This is a genomic window from Pseudomonas sp. H26/SER47-MNA-CIBAN-0231 (assembly GCF_040310465.1).
GTDB classification, from domain to species: domain Bacteria; phylum Pseudomonadota; class Gammaproteobacteria; order Pseudomonadales; family Pseudomonadaceae; genus Aquipseudomonas; species Aquipseudomonas atacamensis.
Window position 1 is genome coordinate 1 of sequence record NZ_JBEOPW010000035.1, and the last position, 16,007, is coordinate 16,007.

Consider the following 16,007-nt stretch of genomic DNA (forward strand, 5'->3'; position numbering starts at 1 on the left):
GAAGGCGTTGAAATGGTAATGCCAGGTGATAACATTCAGATGACTGTTACCCTGATCAAAACCATCGCGATGGAAGACGGTCTGCGTTTCGCTATCCGTGAAGGCGGTCGTACCGTCGGCGCTGGCGTCGTAGCCAAAATCATCGAATAAGCGGTTGTAATGTATTTTTCGGGCCGGCATAATGGTCGGCCTGATTTTGTTTTAGGTCAGTAGCTCAATTGGCAGAGCGACGGTCTCCAAAACCGTAGGTTGGGGGTTCGATTCCCTCCTGACCTGCCAGATTCACTCGGTGTGTCTGGCTTTCTTTTCACAGGATCTTCATAGATGACTCCTAAAGCTGAAGCTCAAGGCTCTCGCTTCGATCTGCTCAAGTGGCTTGTAGTAGTCGCTTTGGTAGTTGTTGGCGTTGTTGGCAATCAGTATTACGCTGCTTCGCCGATCCTGTACCGTGTACTCGCTTTGCTTGCCATTGCTGCTGTAGCTGCCTTTGTAGGCCTGCAGACCGCGAAGGGCAAGTCTTTCTTTGTACTGGTTAAGGAAGCTCGCACCGAGATTCGTAAAGTCGTGTGGCCAACTCGCCAAGAAACCACGCAGACCACGCTGATTGTCGTGGCTGTTGTTCTGGTTATGGCGTTGCTGTTGTGGGGTCTTGATTCCCTGCTCGGCTGGCTTGTTTCCTTGATTGTCGGCTAAGGGTGTCCCGTGGCTAAGCGTTGGTATGTTGTGCATGCTTACTCGGGTTACGAGAAGCATGTGATGCGCTCGCTGATCGAGCGCGTAAAGCTGGCTGGCATGGAAGATGGCTTCGGCGAGATTCTGGTTCCCACTGAAGAAGTGGTTGAGATGCGTAACGGCCAGAAGCGCAAAAGCGAACGGAAGTTCTTCCCAGGCTATGTGCTGGTCCAGATGGATATGAATGAGGGTACTTGGCACTTGGTCAAGGATACTCCTCGGGTGATGGGTTTTATCGGCGGTACCGCTGACAAGCCTGCGCCAATTACAGATAAAGAGGCAGAAGCGATTCTGCGTCGCGTTGCTGATGGTAGCGACAAGCCTAAGCCGAAGACATTGTTCGAGCCAGGTGAGACGGTACGTGTCAACGACGGTCCATTCGCTGATTTCAATGGCGTTGTGGAAGAAGTTAACTACGAAAAGAGCCGGATCCAAGTGGCTGTGCTCATTTTCGGTCGCTCTACTCCGGTGGAGCTCGAGTTCAGTCAGGTCGAGAAGGTCTAACTGGGCAAGCAATCCCAACCCCGCAGCCTTAGGCTGTGGGGTTTTGTCGTCACTGGGATAAACGCGCAAGTAACCGGGGAGCCTTTCGAGGCGTTCGAACCCGTAATTGGAGTGCCTCATGGCCAAGAAGATTACCGCTTACATCAAGCTGCAAGTGAAGGCCGCTCAGGCTAACCCAAGTCCACCGGTTGGTCCTGCTCTGGGTCAGCACGGCGTGAACATCATGGAATTCTGCAAGGCTTTCAACGCCCGTACCCAGGGTCTTGAGCCAGGTCTGCCGACTCCAGTGATCATCACTGTCTACAGCGACCGTAGCTTCACTTTCGAAACCAAATCCACCCCTGCTTCGGTTCTGCTGAAGAAGGCGGCCGGTCTGACCAGCGGTTCCGCTCGTCCGAACACCGTTAAGGTTGGCACTGTTACCCGTGCTCAGCTGGAAGAAATCGCGAAAACCAAAAACGCGGATCTGACTGCAGCTGATATGGATGCAGCCGTGCGTACTATCGCCGGTTCTGCTCGTAGCATGGGCCTTAACGTGGAGGGTGTGTAATGGCTAAGCTGACCAAGCGTCAAAAGGCTATCGCCGGCAAAATCGAAGCAGGCAAGGCCTACAACATTGTAGACGCCGCTGCTCTGCTGGCCGAGCTGTCGACTGTCAAGTTCAGCGAGTCGTTCGACGTTGCTGTAAACCTGGGTGTAGACCCGCGTAAATCTGACCAGGTTGTTCGTAGCGCCACTGTGCTGCCACACGGCACTGGCAAGACCGTTCGCGTTGCTGTGTTCACCCAGGGTCCAGCTGCTGAGGCCGCTCTGGCTGCCGGCGCTGACCGTGTAGGTATGGACGACCTGGCTGCCGAAATGAAAGGCGGCGACCTGAACTATGACGTAGTGATCGCATCCCCGGATGCCATGCGCGTTGTAGGTCAGTTGGGTCAGATCCTCGGTCCACGCGGCCTGATGCCTAACCCGAAAGTCGGCACCGTAACTCCAGACGTAGCTAACGCGGTCAAGAACGCCAAAGCTGGTCAGGTTCGTTATCGCACCGACAAAAACGGCATCATCCACACTTCCGTTGGCAAGATCGGCTTCGACGCCGTCAAGCTGAAGGAAAACGTTGAAGCCCTGATCGCTGATCTGAAGCGTATCAAGCCAGCTTCCTCGAAAGGCATTTACGTCAAGCGCGTTACCCTGAGCACCACTATGGGCCCAGGTCTGGTTATCGATCAGAGCTCGCTCGACGCGTAAGACAAAGGTTGGCGCGGATTGTCGCGCCAATTGAAAGATTGGGGTCCCTGCCTGGCGGGGGCTATCCAAGACCGTAGGCGGCGCAAGCCTTAAACCTCAAGCCTACGCAGATGGTGCTCCCGGTTCCTTACCGAATCAGACACCAAAACGACATTCGGTTCCGATCGAATGAAACGGTAACAAGCAGGAGTTAAACCCGTGGCAATTAATCTCGAAGACAAGAAGGCCATCGTCGCTGAAGTCAACGAGGCTGCCAAAGTCGCTCTGTCCGCTGTCGTGGTTGATGCACGTGGCGTAACAGTAGGCGCAATGACCGGACTCCGTAAAGAGGCTCGTGAAGCTGGCGTTTACGTACGTGTTGTACGTAACACCCTGCTCAAGCGCGCTGTTGCTGACACTCAATACAGTGTCCTCAACGACGTGTTCACCGGCCCGACCCTGATTGCATTCTCGAACGAACATCCGGGCGCTGCTGCCCGTATCTTCAAAGAGTTTGCCAAGGGTCAGGACAAGTTCGAGATCAAGGCAGCTGCGTTCGAGGGCAAGTTCCTCGCAGCTAATCAGATCGACGTACTGGCAACTCTGCCGACCCGTGACGAAGCAATTTCCCAGCTGATGAGCGTGATTCAAGGCGCAACCAGCAAATTGGCTCGTACTCTGGCGGCAATTCGCGACCAGAAAGAAGCTGCCGCAGCCTAAGGCTCGTCACTTCTCGCGTTTTTTGTTTATTTCGATGGTCGCGTAGGCCGTCCCCCAATTCAGGAATTGAGTCATGTCTCTGACTAACGAACAAATCATCGAAGCAATCGGCCAGAAATCCGTAGTGGAAATCGTTGAGCTGATCAAAGCGATGGAAGAAACCTTCGGTGTTACCGCTGCTGCCGCTTCGGCTGGCCCAGCTGTAGCTGCTGCTGCTGTTGAAGAGCAAACCGAGTTCAACGTTGTTCTGCTGGAAGCTGGCGAGAAGAAGGTTAACGTGATCAAGGCAGTTCGTGAACTGACCGGTCTGGGCCTGAAAGAAGCCAAAGAGAAAGTAGACGGCGCTCCTCAGGTTGTAGCTGAAGGCGTTTCGAAAGAAGCGGCTGAAGACGCCAAGAAGAAGCTGGAAGAAGCAGGCGCTAAAGTCGAGCTGAAGTAAGCATCGACTTTGCTCCTCCAGCCCGAGCGTCAAGCGACAGGCTGATGGCTGGTGGCTCTTGCCACCGGCCTTTTTCCGTTATTGGCAGCCGACTGGGTCGGTGCTGATAAAGGCGCTGTAACCACCCGATGCGGTGGCGCAAACCATGGGGTTTGCACGATTTTCTGGCTGCTCCCGTCGGGAGGGCCAAACAAGCAGGTGACCAAGCTGGGGAACGCTGATGGCTTACTCATATACTGAGAAAAAACGTATCCGCAAGGACTTTAGCAAGTTGCCGGACGTCATGGATGTGCCTTACCTCCTGGCCATCCAGCTGGATTCGTATCGTGAATTCTTGCAAGCGGGAGCGACTAAAGATCAGTTCCGCGACGTGGGCCTGCATGCGGCCTTCAAATCCGTTTTCCCGATCATCAGCTACTCCGGCAATGCTGCGCTGGAGTACGTCGGTTATCGCCTGGGCGAACCGGCATTTGATGTCAAAGAATGCGTATTGCGCGGTGTTACTTTCGCCGTACCTTTGCGGGTAAAAGTGCGCCTGATCATTTTCGACAAAGAATCGTCGAACAAAGCGATCAAGGACATCAAAGAGCAAGAAGTCTACATGGGTGAAATCCCCCTGATGACTGAGAACGGTACCTTCGTAATCAACGGTACCGAGCGTGTTATCGTTTCCCAGCTGCACCGTTCCCCGGGCGTGTTCTTCGACCACGACCGCGGCAAGACGCACAGCTCCGGCAAACTGCTGTACTCGGCTCGCATCATTCCTTACCGCGGTTCGTGGCTGGACTTCGAATTCGACCCGAAAGACTGCGTCTTCGTGCGTATCGACCGTCGTCGCAAACTGCCGGCTTCGGTACTGCTGCGCGCACTCGGTTACACCACCGAAGAAGTGCTGGACGCGTTCTACACCACCAACGTATTCCACCTGAGCGGCGAAACCCTCAGCCTGGAACTGGTGCCGTCGCGCCTGCGTGGTGAAGTTGCGGTTCTGGACATCCAGGACGAGAAGGGCAAGGTCATCGTTGAGCAAGGCCGCCGTATTACCGCGCGCCACATCAACCAGATCGAAAAAGCCGGTATCAAGACGCTGGATGTGCCACTGGACTACGTCCTTGGCCGCACCACCGCCAAGGCTATCGTGCACCCGGCTACCGGAGAAATCCTGGCCGAATGCAACACCGAGCTGAACACTGAAGTCCTGGCAAAGATCGCCAAGGCCCAGGTCGTTCGCATCGAGACCCTGTACACCAACGACATCGACTGCGGTCCGTTCGTCTCCGACACACTGAAGATCGACTCCACCAGCAACCAATTGGAAGCGCTGGTCGAGATCTATCGCATGATGCGTCCAGGCGAGCCGCCAACCAAAGACGCTGCCGAGACCCTGTTCAACAACCTGTTCTTCAGCCCTGAGCGCTATGACCTGTCTGCGGTCGGCCGGATGAAGTTCAACCGTCGTATCGGTCGTACCGAGATCGAAGGTTCGGGCGTGCTGTGCAAGGAAGATATCGTCGCGGTCCTGAAGACTCTGGTCGACATCCGCAACGGTAAAGGCATCGTCGATGACATCGACCACCTGGGTAACCGTCGTGTTCGCTGCGTAGGCGAAATGGCCGAGAACCAGTTCCGCGTTGGCTTGGTACGTGTTGAGCGTGCGGTCAAAGAGCGTCTGTCGATGGCTGAAAGCGAAGGCCTGATGCCGCAAGACCTGATCAACGCCAAGCCAGTGGCTGCGGCGGTGAAAGAGTTCTTCGGTTCCAGCCAGCTGTCGCAGTTCATGGACCAGAACAACCCGCTGTCCGAGATCACCCACAAGCGTCGTGTCTCTGCACTCGGCCCTGGCGGTCTGACTCGTGAGCGCGCAGGCTTCGAAGTCCGTGACGTACACCCGACTCACTACGGTCGTGTCTGCCCGATTGAAACGCCGGAAGGTCCGAACATCGGCCTGATCAACTCCCTGGCTGCGTACGCTCGCACCAACCAGTACGGCTTCCTGGAAAGCCCGTACCGCGTGGTGAAAGAGGGTGTGGTCACCGACGAGATCGTGTTCCTGTCCGCTATTGAAGAAGCCGATCACGTGATCGCGCAGGCTTCGGCGACCATGAACGAGCAGAAAGTCCTGATCGACGAACTGGTTGCCGTACGTCACCTGAACGAATTCACCGTCAAGGCGCCGGAAGACGTCACCCTGATGGACGTTTCGCCGAAGCAGGTTGTGTCGGTTGCAGCGTCGCTGATTCCGTTCCTCGAGCACGACGACGCCAACCGTGCGTTGATGGGTTCGAACATGCAGCGTCAGGCTGTACCGACTCTGCGCGCTGACAAGCCGCTGGTAGGTACCGGCATGGAGCGTAACGTAGCCCGTGACTCCGGCGTTTGCGTCGTGGCTCGTCGTGGTGGCGTGATCGATTCCGTCGATGCCAGCCGTATCGTGGTTCGTGTTGCCGATGACGAAGTTGAAACCGGTGAAGCCGGTGTCGACATCTACAACCTGACCAAGTACACCCGCTCGAACCAGAACACCTGCATCAACCAGCGTCCGCTGGTACGTAAAGGTGATCGCGTTCAGCGTAGCGACATCATGGCCGACGGCCCGTCCACCGACATGGGTGAACTGGCACTGGGTCAGAACATGCGCATCGCGTTCATGGCATGGAACGGCTTCAACTTCGAAGACTCCATCTGCCTGTCCGAGCGTGTGGTTCAGGAAGACCGTTTCACCACGATCCACATTCAGGAACTGACCTGTGTGGCCCGTGACACCAAGCTTGGCCCAGAGGAAATCACTGCGGACATCCCGAACGTGGGTGAAGCTGCACTGAACAAGCTGGACGAAGCCGGTATCGTTTACGTAGGTGCTGAAGTAGGCGCAGGCGACATCCTGGTTGGCAAGGTCACTCCGAAAGGCGAGACCCAACTGACTCCGGAAGAAAAACTGCTGCGTGCAATCTTCGGTGAAAAAGCCAGCGACGTTAAAGACACCTCCCTGCGCGTGCCAACCGGCACCAAAGGTACTGTCATCGACGTACAGGTCTTCACCCGTGACGGCGTTGAGCGTGATGCTCGTGCACTGTCGATCGAGAAGTCCCAGCTGGACGAGATCCGCAAGGATCTGAACGAAGAGTTCCGCATCGTTGAAGGCGCGACTTTCGAGCGTCTGCGTTCCGCACTGGTAGGCCACAAGGCTGAAGGCGGCGCCGGCCTGAAGAAAGGTCAGGACATCACCGACGAAGTACTCGACGGTCTTGAGCACGGCCAGTGGTTCAAACTGCGCATGGCTGAAGATGCTCTGAACGAGCAGCTCGAGAAGGCTCAGGCCTACATCGTTGATCGTCGCCGTCTGCTGGACGACAAGTTCGAAGACAAGAAGCGCAAACTGCAGCAGGGCGATGACCTGGCTCCAGGCGTGCTGAAAATCGTCAAGGTTTACCTGGCAATCCGTCGCCGCATCCAGCCGGGCGACAAGATGGCCGGTCGTCACGGTAACAAGGGTGTGGTCTCCGTGATCATGCCGGTTGAAGACATGCCGCACGATGCCAATGGCACCCCGGTCGACGTGGTCCTCAACCCGCTGGGCGTACCTTCGCGTATGAACGTTGGTCAGATCCTCGAAACCCACCTGGGCCTCGCGGCCAAAGGTCTGGGCGAGAAGATCAACCGGATGGTCGAAGAGCAGCGTAAAGTCGCTGAACTGCGCACCTTCCTGGACGAGATCTACAACCAGATCGGCGGTCGTAACGAAGATCTGGACAGCTTCTCCGATCAGGAAATCCTCGATCTGGCGAACAACCTGCGTGGCGGCGTTCCAATGGCCACTCCAGTGTTCGACGGCGCCAAGGAAAGCGAAATCAAGGCCATGCTGAAACTGGCAGACCTGCCGGAAAGCGGCCAGATGCAGCTGACCGACGGCCGTACCGGCAACAAGTTCGAGCGTCCAGTTACCGTTGGCTACATGTACATGCTGAAGCTGAACCACTTGGTAGACGACAAGATGCACGCGCGTTCTACCGGTTCTTACAGCCTGGTTACCCAGCAGCCGCTGGGTGGTAAGGCGCAGTTCGGTGGTCAGCGTTTCGGGGAGATGGAGGTCTGGGCACTGGAAGCATACGGTGCTGCTTACACTCTGCAAGAAATGCTCACAGTGAAGTCGGACGATGTGAACGGCCGTACCAAGATGTACAAGAACATCGTGGATGGCGATCACCGTATGGAGCCGGGCATGCCCGAGTCCTTCAACGTGTTGATCAAGGAAATTCGTTCCCTCGGCATCGATATCGATCTGGAAACCGAATAACACGTGACGCGAATCGAGAGCGGGGCAGGATTGCCCGCTCTCTGCTCCGCCAGGAGGAAAGGCCTTGAAAGACCTACTGAATTTGCTGAAAAACCAGGGTCAAGTCGAAGAGTTCGACGCCATCCGTATCGGATTGGCCTCGCCGGAGATGATCCGTTCGTGGTCGTTCGGTGAAGTTAAAAAGCCGGAAACCATCAACTACCGTACGTTCAAACCTGAGCGTGACGGCCTGTTCTGCGCCAAGATCTTTGGCCCGGTAAAGGATTACGAGTGCCTGTGCGGTAAGTACAAGCGCTTGAAGCACCGTGGTGTGATCTGCGAGAAGTGCGGCGTTGAAGTTGCACTGGCCAAGGTTCGTCGTGAGCGCATGGCGCACATCGAACTGGCTTCGCCGGTTGCCCACATCTGGTTCCTGAAATCGCTGCCGTCGCGTATCGGCCTGCTGATGGACATGACCCTGCGTGATATCGAACGCGTTCTCTACTTCGAGAGCTATGTCGTTATCGATCCAGGCATGACCACCCTTGAAAAAGGTCAGCTGCTGAACGACGAGCAGTACTTCGAAGCGCTGGAAGAGTTCGGTGACGATTTCGACGCCCGCATGGGTGCCGAAGCTGTCCGTGAACTGCTGCACGCTATCGACCTGGAGCACGAGATTGGCCGTCTGCGTGAAGAGATTCCGCAAACCAACTCGGAAACCAAGATCAAGAAGCTGTCCAAGCGTCTGAAGTTGATGGAAGCCTTCCAGGGTTCCGGCAACCTGCCAGAGTGGATGGTGCTGACCGTTCTGCCGGTTCTGCCGCCAGATCTGCGTCCACTGGTCCCGCTGGATGGCGGTCGTTTCGCGACCTCCGACCTCAACGATCTGTATCGTCGAGTGATCAACCGTAACAACCGTTTGAAGCGCCTGCTGGATCTGTCCGCGCCGGACATCATCGTGCGCAACGAAAAGCGTATGTTGCAGGAAGCGGTCGATGCACTGCTCGACAACGGTCGTCGTGGCCGCGCTATCACTGGTTCCAACAAGCGTCCTCTGAAATCCCTGGCTGACATGATCAAGGGTAAGCAAGGTCGTTTCCGTCAGAACTTGCTCGGTAAGCGTGTTGACTACTCCGGTCGTTCGGTAATTACCGTAGGCCCGACCCTGCGTCTGCACCAGTGCGGTCTGCCGAAGAAGATGGCTCTCGAGCTGTTCAAGCCGTTCATTTTCGGCAAGCTGGAAATGCGTGGTCTGGCGACCACCATCAAAGCGGCCAAGAAAATGGTCGAGCGCGAACTGCCAGAGGTTTGGGACGTTCTTGCTGAAGTGATTCGCGAACACCCGGTTCTGCTCAACCGTGCACCGACCCTTCACCGTCTGGGTATCCAGGCGTTTGAACCGGTACTGATCGAAGGTAAGGCTATCCAGCTGCACCCTCTGGTCTGCGCCGCGTACAACGCCGACTTCGACGGCGACCAAATGGCCGTGCACGTACCGCTGACGCTGGAAGCCCAGCTCGAAGCGCGTGCGTTGATGATGTCGACCAACAACATTCTGTCGCCAGCCAACGGTGAGCCAATCATCGTTCCGTCGCAGGACGTTGTATTGGGTCTGTACTACATGACTCGTGAAGCGATCAACGCCAAGGGCGAAGGTCGTGTGTTCGCGGATCTGCAGGAAGTCGACCGTGTGTTCCGTGCCGGCGAAGCCGCACTGCACGCCAAGGTCAAGGTTCGTATCAACGAAACCGTCAACGACCGTGACGGCAACAGCGTGAGCGGTACCCGTATCGTCGACACCACTGTCGGCCGTGCGCTGCTGTTCCAGGTTGTGCCGAAAGGTCTGTCGTTCGACGTCGTCAACCTGCCGATGAAGAAAAAGGCGATCTCCAAGCTGATCAACCAGTGCTACCGCGTGGTTGGTCTGAAAGAGACCGTGATCTTCGCTGACCAGTTGATGTACACCGGTTTCGCTTACTCGACCATCTCCGGCGTTTCCATCGGTGTTAACGACTTCGTTATCCCGGATGAAAAAGCCCGCATCATCGGTGCAGCCACCGACGAAGTGAAAGAGATCGAGAGCCAGTACGCCTCCGGCCTGGTAACCCAGGGCGAGAAGTACAACAAAGTGATCGACCTCTGGTCGAAAGCGAACGACGAAGTTTCCAAGGCGATGATGGCCAACCTCTCGAAAGAGAAAGTCATCGACCGTCACGGCGACGAGGTCGACCAAGAGTCTTTCAACTCGATGTACATGATGGCTGACTCGGGTGCGCGGGGTTCCGCAGCACAGATTCGTCAGCTGGCCGGTATGCGTGGTCTGATGGCCAAGCCGGACGGTTCCATCATTGAAACGCCGATTACTGCGAACTTCCGTGAAGGTCTGAGCGTACTTCAGTACTTCATCTCGACTCACGGTGCTCGTAAAGGTCTGGCGGATACCGCGTTGAAAACCGCTAACTCTGGTTACCTGACTCGTCGTCTGGTAGACGTGGCGCAGGATCTGGTAGTAACCGAGATCGATTGCGGCACCGAACACGGTCTGCTGATGACTCCGCACATTGAAGGCGGTGACGTTGTAGAACCGTTGGGTGAGCGCGTACTGGGTCGTGTCATTGCCCGTGACGTATTCAAGCCAGGCACCGAGGACGTTATCGTTCCTGCCGGTACTCTGGTAGACGAGAAGTGGGTCGAATTCATCGAGCTGAACAGCATCGACGAAGTGATCGTGCGTTCGCCGATCAGCTGCGAAACCCGCTACGGCATCTGCGCCAAGTGCTACGGCCGTGATCTGGCTCGTGGTCACCAGGTGAACATCGGTGAAGCGGTCGGCGTTATCGCTGCCCAGTCCATCGGTGAGCCGGGTACCCAGCTGACCATGCGTACGTTCCACATCGGTGGTGCGGCAAGCCGTACTTCCGCAGCCGACAGCGTTCAGGTGAAGAATGGCGGTACCGTCCGTCTGCACAACCTGAAGCACGTTGAGCGAGTGGATGGCCATCTGGTTGCTGTGTCCCGTTCCGGTGAGCTGGCAATCGCGGATGACTTCGGTCGTGAGCGTGAGCGTTACAAGCTGCCGTACGGTGCTGTGATTTCGGTTAAGGAAGGTGACAAGGTCGACGCTGGCGCAATCGTCGCCAAGTGGGATCCGCACACTCACCCGATCGTTACCGAAATGAAAGGTACCGTGACCTACGTGGGCATGGAAGAAGGCATCACGATCAAGCGTCAGACTGACGAATTGACCGGTATGACCAACATTGAAGTACTTGACGCGAAAGATCGTCCAGCTGCCGGTAAGGAAATCCGTCCAGCAGTGAAGATGGTCGACGACAACGGCAAGGATCTGTTGCTGCCAGGCACTGACGTTATCGCTCAGTACTTCCTGCCAGCCAACGCCTTGGTCGGTGTGGCTGACGGTGCGAAGATTGCGATCGGTGACGTTATCGCTCGTATCCCGCAGGAAACTTCGAAGACCCGTGACATCACCGGTGGTCTGCCGCGTGTTGCCGACCTGTTCGAAGCCCGTCGTCCGAAAGAAGCGTCGATTCTGGCTGAAGTCAGCGGCACCATCGCGTTCGGTAAAGAGACCAAAGGCAAGCGCCGTCTGGTCATTACTCCGAACGACGGTAGCGATCCGTACGAAGAGCTGATTCCGAAGTGGCGTCACCTGAACGTCTTCGAAGGCGAACAGGTAAACCGCGGCGAAGTTATCTCCGACGGTCCAAGCGATCCGCACGACATCCTGCGTCTGCTGGGTGTAAGCGCGCTGGCCAAGTACATCGTCAACGAGATCCAGGACGTTTATCGTCTGCAAGGCGTGAAGATCAACGACAAGCACATCGAGACCATCCTGCGTCAGATGCTGCGTAAAGTTGAGATCTCCGAGTCCGGCGATTCCAGCTTCATCAAGGGCGACCAGATGGAGCTGACTCACGTACTGGTAGAGAACGAGCGTCTGGGCGCGGAAGACAAGTTTGTCTCCAAGTTCACTCGCGTTCTGCTGGGTATCACCAAGGCGTCGTTGTCCACCGAATCGTTCATCTCGGCGGCTTCCTTCCAGGAAACCACCCGCGTACTGACCGAAGCGGCAGTCACCGGCAAGCGCGATTACCTGCGCGGCCTGAAAGAAAACGTAGTCGTGGGTCGTCTGATCCCGGCCGGTACCGGTCTTGCCTATCACAGCGAGCGCAAGCGTCGCCGTGATGCCGACAAGCCGTTGCGCGTAAGCGCCAGTGAAGTGGAAGCTGCACTGACCGAAGCGCTGAACTCGAGCGGTAACTGAGTTCTGCGATAAACGAGCGTGAGGCCCTGATCGCTCCGTTCGTCGAATCGAGACATCAAGTCAAGGTTCGATGGGCGGGGAGGTCGGGGCCTTGCCTTGACTGGAATCAAGATCCTCTTTAGACTCTTGATCCCCTAAATTTGGCGGGAATTCGTTCCTGCCATTTTGCTTTTCTTGCAAGACAATAGCGTCGCAAGACAACAGTGGAGCTAGTAGATGGCAACTATCAACCAGCTGGTACGTCAGCCGCGTAAGCGTATCGTCGAGAAATCCGACGTACCTGCGCTGCAGAACTGCCCGCAACGTCGTGGCGTGTGCACCCGTGTGTACACCACCACGCCGAAAAAACCTAACTCGGCACTGCGTAAAGTATGCCGTGTGCGTCTGACCAACGGTTTCGAGGTTTCCTCGTACATCGGTGGTGAAGGCCACAACCTGCAAGAGCACAGCGTGGTACTGATCCGCGGCGGTCGTGTAAAAGACTTGCCAGGTGTTCGTTACCACACCGTTCGCGGCTCCTTGGATACTTCCGGCGTTAAAGGTCGTAACCAGGGTCGTTCGAAGTACGGTACCAAGCGTCCGAAGTAATCGGCCGTTTTGCAGATTTTTATTTTATTGAGTCGATAAGAGTAAGGTCGGGCACGCATCCTCTGGATCTGTCCCGAGCTAACCTGAAGACCGCTTGAGGGCTTATCATGCCAAGACGTCGCGTAGCAGCAAAGCGTGAGATTCTGGACGATCCGAAATACGGAAGCCAGATCCTCGCCAAATTCATGAACCACGTTATGGAAAGCGGCAAGAAAGCCGTTGCCGAGCGTATCGTTTATGGTGCCCTGGAAACCGTTGCGGCCCGTAAGGCTGGCACCGATCCCCTGGAACTCTTCGAAAAAGCACTCGACGCCATCGCTCCGCTGGTCGAAGTGAAGTCGCGCCGCGTTGGTGGTGCTACTTACCAGGTTCCGGTCGAGGTTCGTCCTTCCCGTCGTAACGCTCTGGCAATGCGCTGGTTGGTAGACTTCGCCCGTAAGCGCGGCGAGAAGTCTATGGCTCTGCGTTTGGCTGGCGAACTGCTGGATGCTGCCGAAGGTAAAGGTGCTGCTGTTAAGAAGCGTGAAGACGTGCACCGTATGGCCGAAGCTAACAAAGCTTTCTCGCACTACCGCTTCTAATTTTAGCTTCACTAATTTTGCGAGGGCTTTATGGCTCGTACTACTCCGATTAGCCGCTACCGTAACATCGGTATCGTCGCTCACGTGGATGCTGGTAAAACCACCACCACCGAGCGCGTACTGTTTTACACCGGCAAAAGTCACAAAATGGGCGAGGTGCATGATGGCGCCGCGACCACAGACTGGATGGTTCAGGAGCAGGAGCGTGGTATTACCATTACTTCTGCTGCCATTACCGCCTTCTGGAAAGGTTCCGAGAAGCAGTACTCTCACGAGCACCGTTTCAACGTAATCGATACCCCGGGCCACGTTGACTTCACCATTGAAGTTGAGCGTTCCCTGCGCGTACTCGACGGCGCTGTCGTTGTGTTCTGCGGTACTTCGGGTGTTGAGCCGCAGTCGGAAACCGTATGGCGTCAAGCCAACAAATACGGCGTTCCACGTCTTGTTTACGTAAACAAGATGGACCGTGCCGGCGCCAACTTCCTGCGCGTGATCGGTCAGATCAAGCAGCGTCTGGGTCACACTCCGGTGCCGATCCAGTTGGCCATCGGTTCCGAAGACAACTTCCAGGGTCAGATCGATCTGATCAACATGCAAGCTGTTTACTGGAACGACTCCGACAAAGGTATGGTCCCTGTTCGCAAGGACATTCCTGCCGAGCTCCAAGAGCTGGCTGAAGAGTGGCGCAACAACATGGTTGAGGCTGCTGCCGAAGCCAACGAAGAGCTGATGAACAAGTACCTGGAAGGCGAAGAGCTGTCGATCGAAGAGATCAAGGCTGCTTTGCGTCAGCGTACTATCGCCGGCGAAATCGTTCTGGCCGTTTGCGGTTCTTCGTTCAAGAACAAGGGCGTTCCCCTGGTTCTCGACGCCGTTATCGACTACCTGCCTGCTCCGACCGACATTCCTGCTATCAAGGGTTCCAACCCTGATAACGAGGAAGAAGAGATGGAGCGTCATGCAGACGACAACGAGCCTTTCGCGGCTCTGGCGTTCAAGATCGCTACCGACCCATTCGTGGGTACCCTGACCTTCGTCCGCGTTTACTCGGGCGTGTTGAACTCCGGCGACGGCGTGATCAACTCGGTCAAAGGCAAGAAAGAGCGCGTGGGTCGTATGGTGCAAATGCACGCAAACGCCCGTGAAGAGATCAAGGAAGTACGCGCTGGTGACATCGCGGCCCTGATCGGCATGAAGGACGTCACCACTGGTGAAACCCTCTGCAACGCTGACAAGCCAATCATCCTGGTTCGCATGGACTTCCCGGAGCCGGTTATTTCGGTTGCCGTAGAGCCTAAGACCAAGGATGACCAGGAAAAAATGGGTATCGCTCTGGGCAAGCTCGCTCAGGAAGACCCGTCTTTCCGCGTTAAAACTGATGAAGAGACTGGTCAGACGATCATCTCGGGCATGGGCGAGCTGCACCTGGACATCCTGGTTGACCGGATGCGCCGTGAGTTCAACGTCGAAGCCAACATCGGCAAGCCTCAGGTTTCGTATCGTGAGCGCATCACGAAGAACTGTGAAATCGAAGGCAAGTTCGTTCGTCAGTCCGGTGGTCGCGGCCAGTTCGGTCACTGCTGGATCCGTTTTGCTCCTGCTGACGAAGGTCAGGAAGGTCTGCAATTCGTGAACGAAGTTGTAGGTGGTGTGGTTCCTAAGGAATACATCCCGGCTATCCAGAAGGGTATCGAAGAGCAGATGAAGAACGGCGTTGTTGCCGGCTATCCGCTGATCGGCCTGAAGGCTACCGTGTTCGATGGTTCTTACCACGACGTCGACTCCAACGAGATGGCGTTTAAGGTGGCTGCTTCCATGGCGACCAAGCAACTGGCCCAGAAGGGCGGTGGTGAGTTGCTCGAGCCGATCATGGCGGTAGAGGTTGTTACGCCTGAAGACTATATGGGTGATGTGATGGGCGACCTTAACCGTCGTCGCGGCATGATCCAGGGTATGGAAGACACAGTGTCCGGCAAGGTTATCCGTGCCGAGGTTCCACTGGGTGAGATGTTCGGTTATGCGACCGACGTTCGTTCCATGTCCCAGGGTCGCGCAAGCTACTCTATGGAATTCAAAAAATACGATACGGCTCCGTCGCACATCGTCGAATCCGTAACCAAAAAACAAGGCTGATTCAGCCCCTTTAGGCTAGGAGTTAATTGTCGTGGCTAAAGAAAAATTTGATCGTTCCCTACCGCACGTCAACGTTGGCACCATCGGTCACGTTGACCACGGTAAAACCACTCTGACTGCTGCTCTGACTCGCGTCTGCTCCGAAGTTTTCGGTTCGGCCGTCGTTGAATTCGACAAGATCGACAGCGCACCAGAAGAAAAAGCTCGCGGTATCACCATCAACACCGCTCACGTTGAGTACAACTCGACTATTCGTCACTACGCTCACGTTGACTGCCCAGGTCACGCTGACTACGTGAAGAACATGATCACCGGTGCTGCCCAGATGGACGGCGCGATCCTGGTTTGCTCGGCCGCTGATGGTCCGATGCCACAAACCCGTGAGCACATCCTGCTGTCCCGTCAGGTAGGCGTTCCGTACATCGTGGTTTTCCTGAACAAGGCTGACCTGGTAGACGACGCTGAGCTGCTGGAACTGGTTGAGATGGAAGTTCGTGACCTGCTGTCGACCTACGACTTCCCAGG

General features: G+C 56.1%; 13 protein-coding genes and 1 tRNA gene. All 14 read left to right on the forward strand.

The window, feature by feature from the left end; all coding sequences use genetic code 11:
- A partial coding sequence (locus AAEZ10_RS26925; protein ID WP_445677786.1) for an EF-Tu C-terminal domain-related protein occupies nt 1–150 on the forward strand: 150 nt, incomplete at its 5' end.
- 53 nt (nt 151–203) lie between these two features.
- Nucleotides 204–279 (forward strand) — tRNA-Trp (locus tag AAEZ10_RS26930).
- 45 nt (nt 280–324) lie between these two features.
- Nucleotides 325–693, forward strand: coding sequence for a preprotein translocase subunit SecE (gene secE, locus AAEZ10_RS26935; protein ID WP_016772937.1), 369 nt, complete (start codon nt 325–327; stop codon nt 691–693).
- Between the two features lie 9 nt (nt 694–702).
- Nucleotides 703–1,236 (forward strand): transcription termination/antitermination protein NusG, encoded by a 534-nt coding sequence (nusG, locus tag AAEZ10_RS26940; RefSeq protein ID WP_007957598.1) that lies wholly within the window; start codon nt 703–705, stop codon nt 1,234–1,236.
- A 118-nt stretch (nt 1,237–1,354) separates the two neighbouring features.
- Nucleotides 1,355–1,786, forward strand: a complete 432-nt coding sequence (gene rplK, locus AAEZ10_RS26945) for a 50S ribosomal protein L11 (RefSeq protein ID WP_003176435.1) — start codon at nt 1,355–1,357, stop codon at nt 1,784–1,786.
- A complete protein-coding gene (gene rplA, locus AAEZ10_RS26950) occupies nt 1,786–2,481 on the forward strand; it encodes a 50S ribosomal protein L1 (protein ID WP_024014523.1) in 696 nt (231 codons plus the stop codon). The genes rplK and rplA overlap by 1 nt, the downstream gene beginning before the upstream one ends.
- Nucleotides 2,482–2,679: 198 nt before the next feature.
- Entirely contained in the window at nt 2,680–3,180 is a 501-nt protein-coding gene (gene rplJ / locus AAEZ10_RS26955; RefSeq protein ID WP_008081912.1) for a 50S ribosomal protein L10, read from the forward strand.
- A 73-nt stretch (nt 3,181–3,253) separates the two neighbouring features.
- A complete protein-coding gene (rplL, locus tag AAEZ10_RS26960; RefSeq protein WP_007962228.1) occupies nt 3,254–3,619 on the forward strand; it encodes a 50S ribosomal protein L7/L12 in 366 nt (121 codons plus the stop codon).
- Between the two features lie 220 nt (nt 3,620–3,839).
- Nucleotides 3,840–7,913: a DNA-directed RNA polymerase subunit beta gene (gene rpoB, locus AAEZ10_RS26965; RefSeq protein ID WP_016772939.1), complete on the forward strand. Its 4,074-nt coding sequence runs from the start codon at nt 3,840–3,842 to the stop codon at nt 7,911–7,913.
- A 64-nt stretch (nt 7,914–7,977) separates the two neighbouring features.
- Entirely contained in the window at nt 7,978–12,177 is a 4,200-nt protein-coding gene (rpoC, locus tag AAEZ10_RS26970) for a DNA-directed RNA polymerase subunit beta' (protein WP_071173747.1), read from the forward strand.
- Between the two features lie 216 nt (nt 12,178–12,393).
- Entirely contained in the window at nt 12,394–12,765 is a 372-nt protein-coding gene (gene rpsL, locus AAEZ10_RS26975; protein WP_003186084.1) for a 30S ribosomal protein S12, read from the forward strand.
- Nucleotides 12,766–12,872: 107 nt separating this feature from the next.
- Nucleotides 12,873–13,346: a 30S ribosomal protein S7 gene (gene rpsG / locus AAEZ10_RS26980; protein WP_016772941.1), complete on the forward strand. Its 474-nt coding sequence runs from the start codon at nt 12,873–12,875 to the stop codon at nt 13,344–13,346.
- Between the two features lie 30 nt (nt 13,347–13,376).
- Entirely contained in the window at nt 13,377–15,482 is a 2,106-nt protein-coding gene (fusA, locus tag AAEZ10_RS26985; protein ID WP_016772942.1) for an elongation factor G, read from the forward strand.
- Between the two features lie 31 nt (nt 15,483–15,513).
- Nucleotides 15,514–16,007, forward strand: a 494-nt coding sequence (locus AAEZ10_RS26990) for a GTP-binding protein (protein ID WP_350571747.1), incomplete at its 3' end; no start/stop codon positions are given.

Excerpts from the sequence above, each read along its gene's own strand:
- secE (WP_016772937.1), top strand. The coding sequence starts at position 325 with ATGACTCCTAAAGCTGAAGCTCAAGGCTCTCGCTTCGATCTGCTCAAG.
- rplK (WP_003176435.1), top strand. The coding sequence starts at position 1,355 with ATGGCCAAGAAGATTACCGCTTACATCAAGCTGCAAGTGAAGGCCGCT.
- rplA (WP_024014523.1), top strand. The coding sequence starts at position 1,786 with ATGGCTAAGCTGACCAAGCGTCAAAAGGCTATCGCCGGCAAAATCGAA.
- rplL (WP_007962228.1), top strand. The coding sequence starts at position 3,254 with ATGTCTCTGACTAACGAACAAATCATCGAAGCAATCGGCCAGAAATCC.
- rpoB (WP_016772939.1), top strand. The coding sequence starts at position 3,840 with ATGGCTTACTCATATACTGAGAAAAAACGTATCCGCAAGGACTTTAGC.
- rpsL (WP_003186084.1), top strand. The coding sequence starts at position 12,394 with ATGGCAACTATCAACCAGCTGGTACGTCAGCCGCGTAAGCGTATCGTC.
- rpsG (WP_016772941.1), top strand. The coding sequence starts at position 12,873 with ATGCCAAGACGTCGCGTAGCAGCAAAGCGTGAGATTCTGGACGATCCG.
- fusA (WP_016772942.1), top strand. The coding sequence starts at position 13,377 with ATGGCTCGTACTACTCCGATTAGCCGCTACCGTAACATCGGTATCGTC.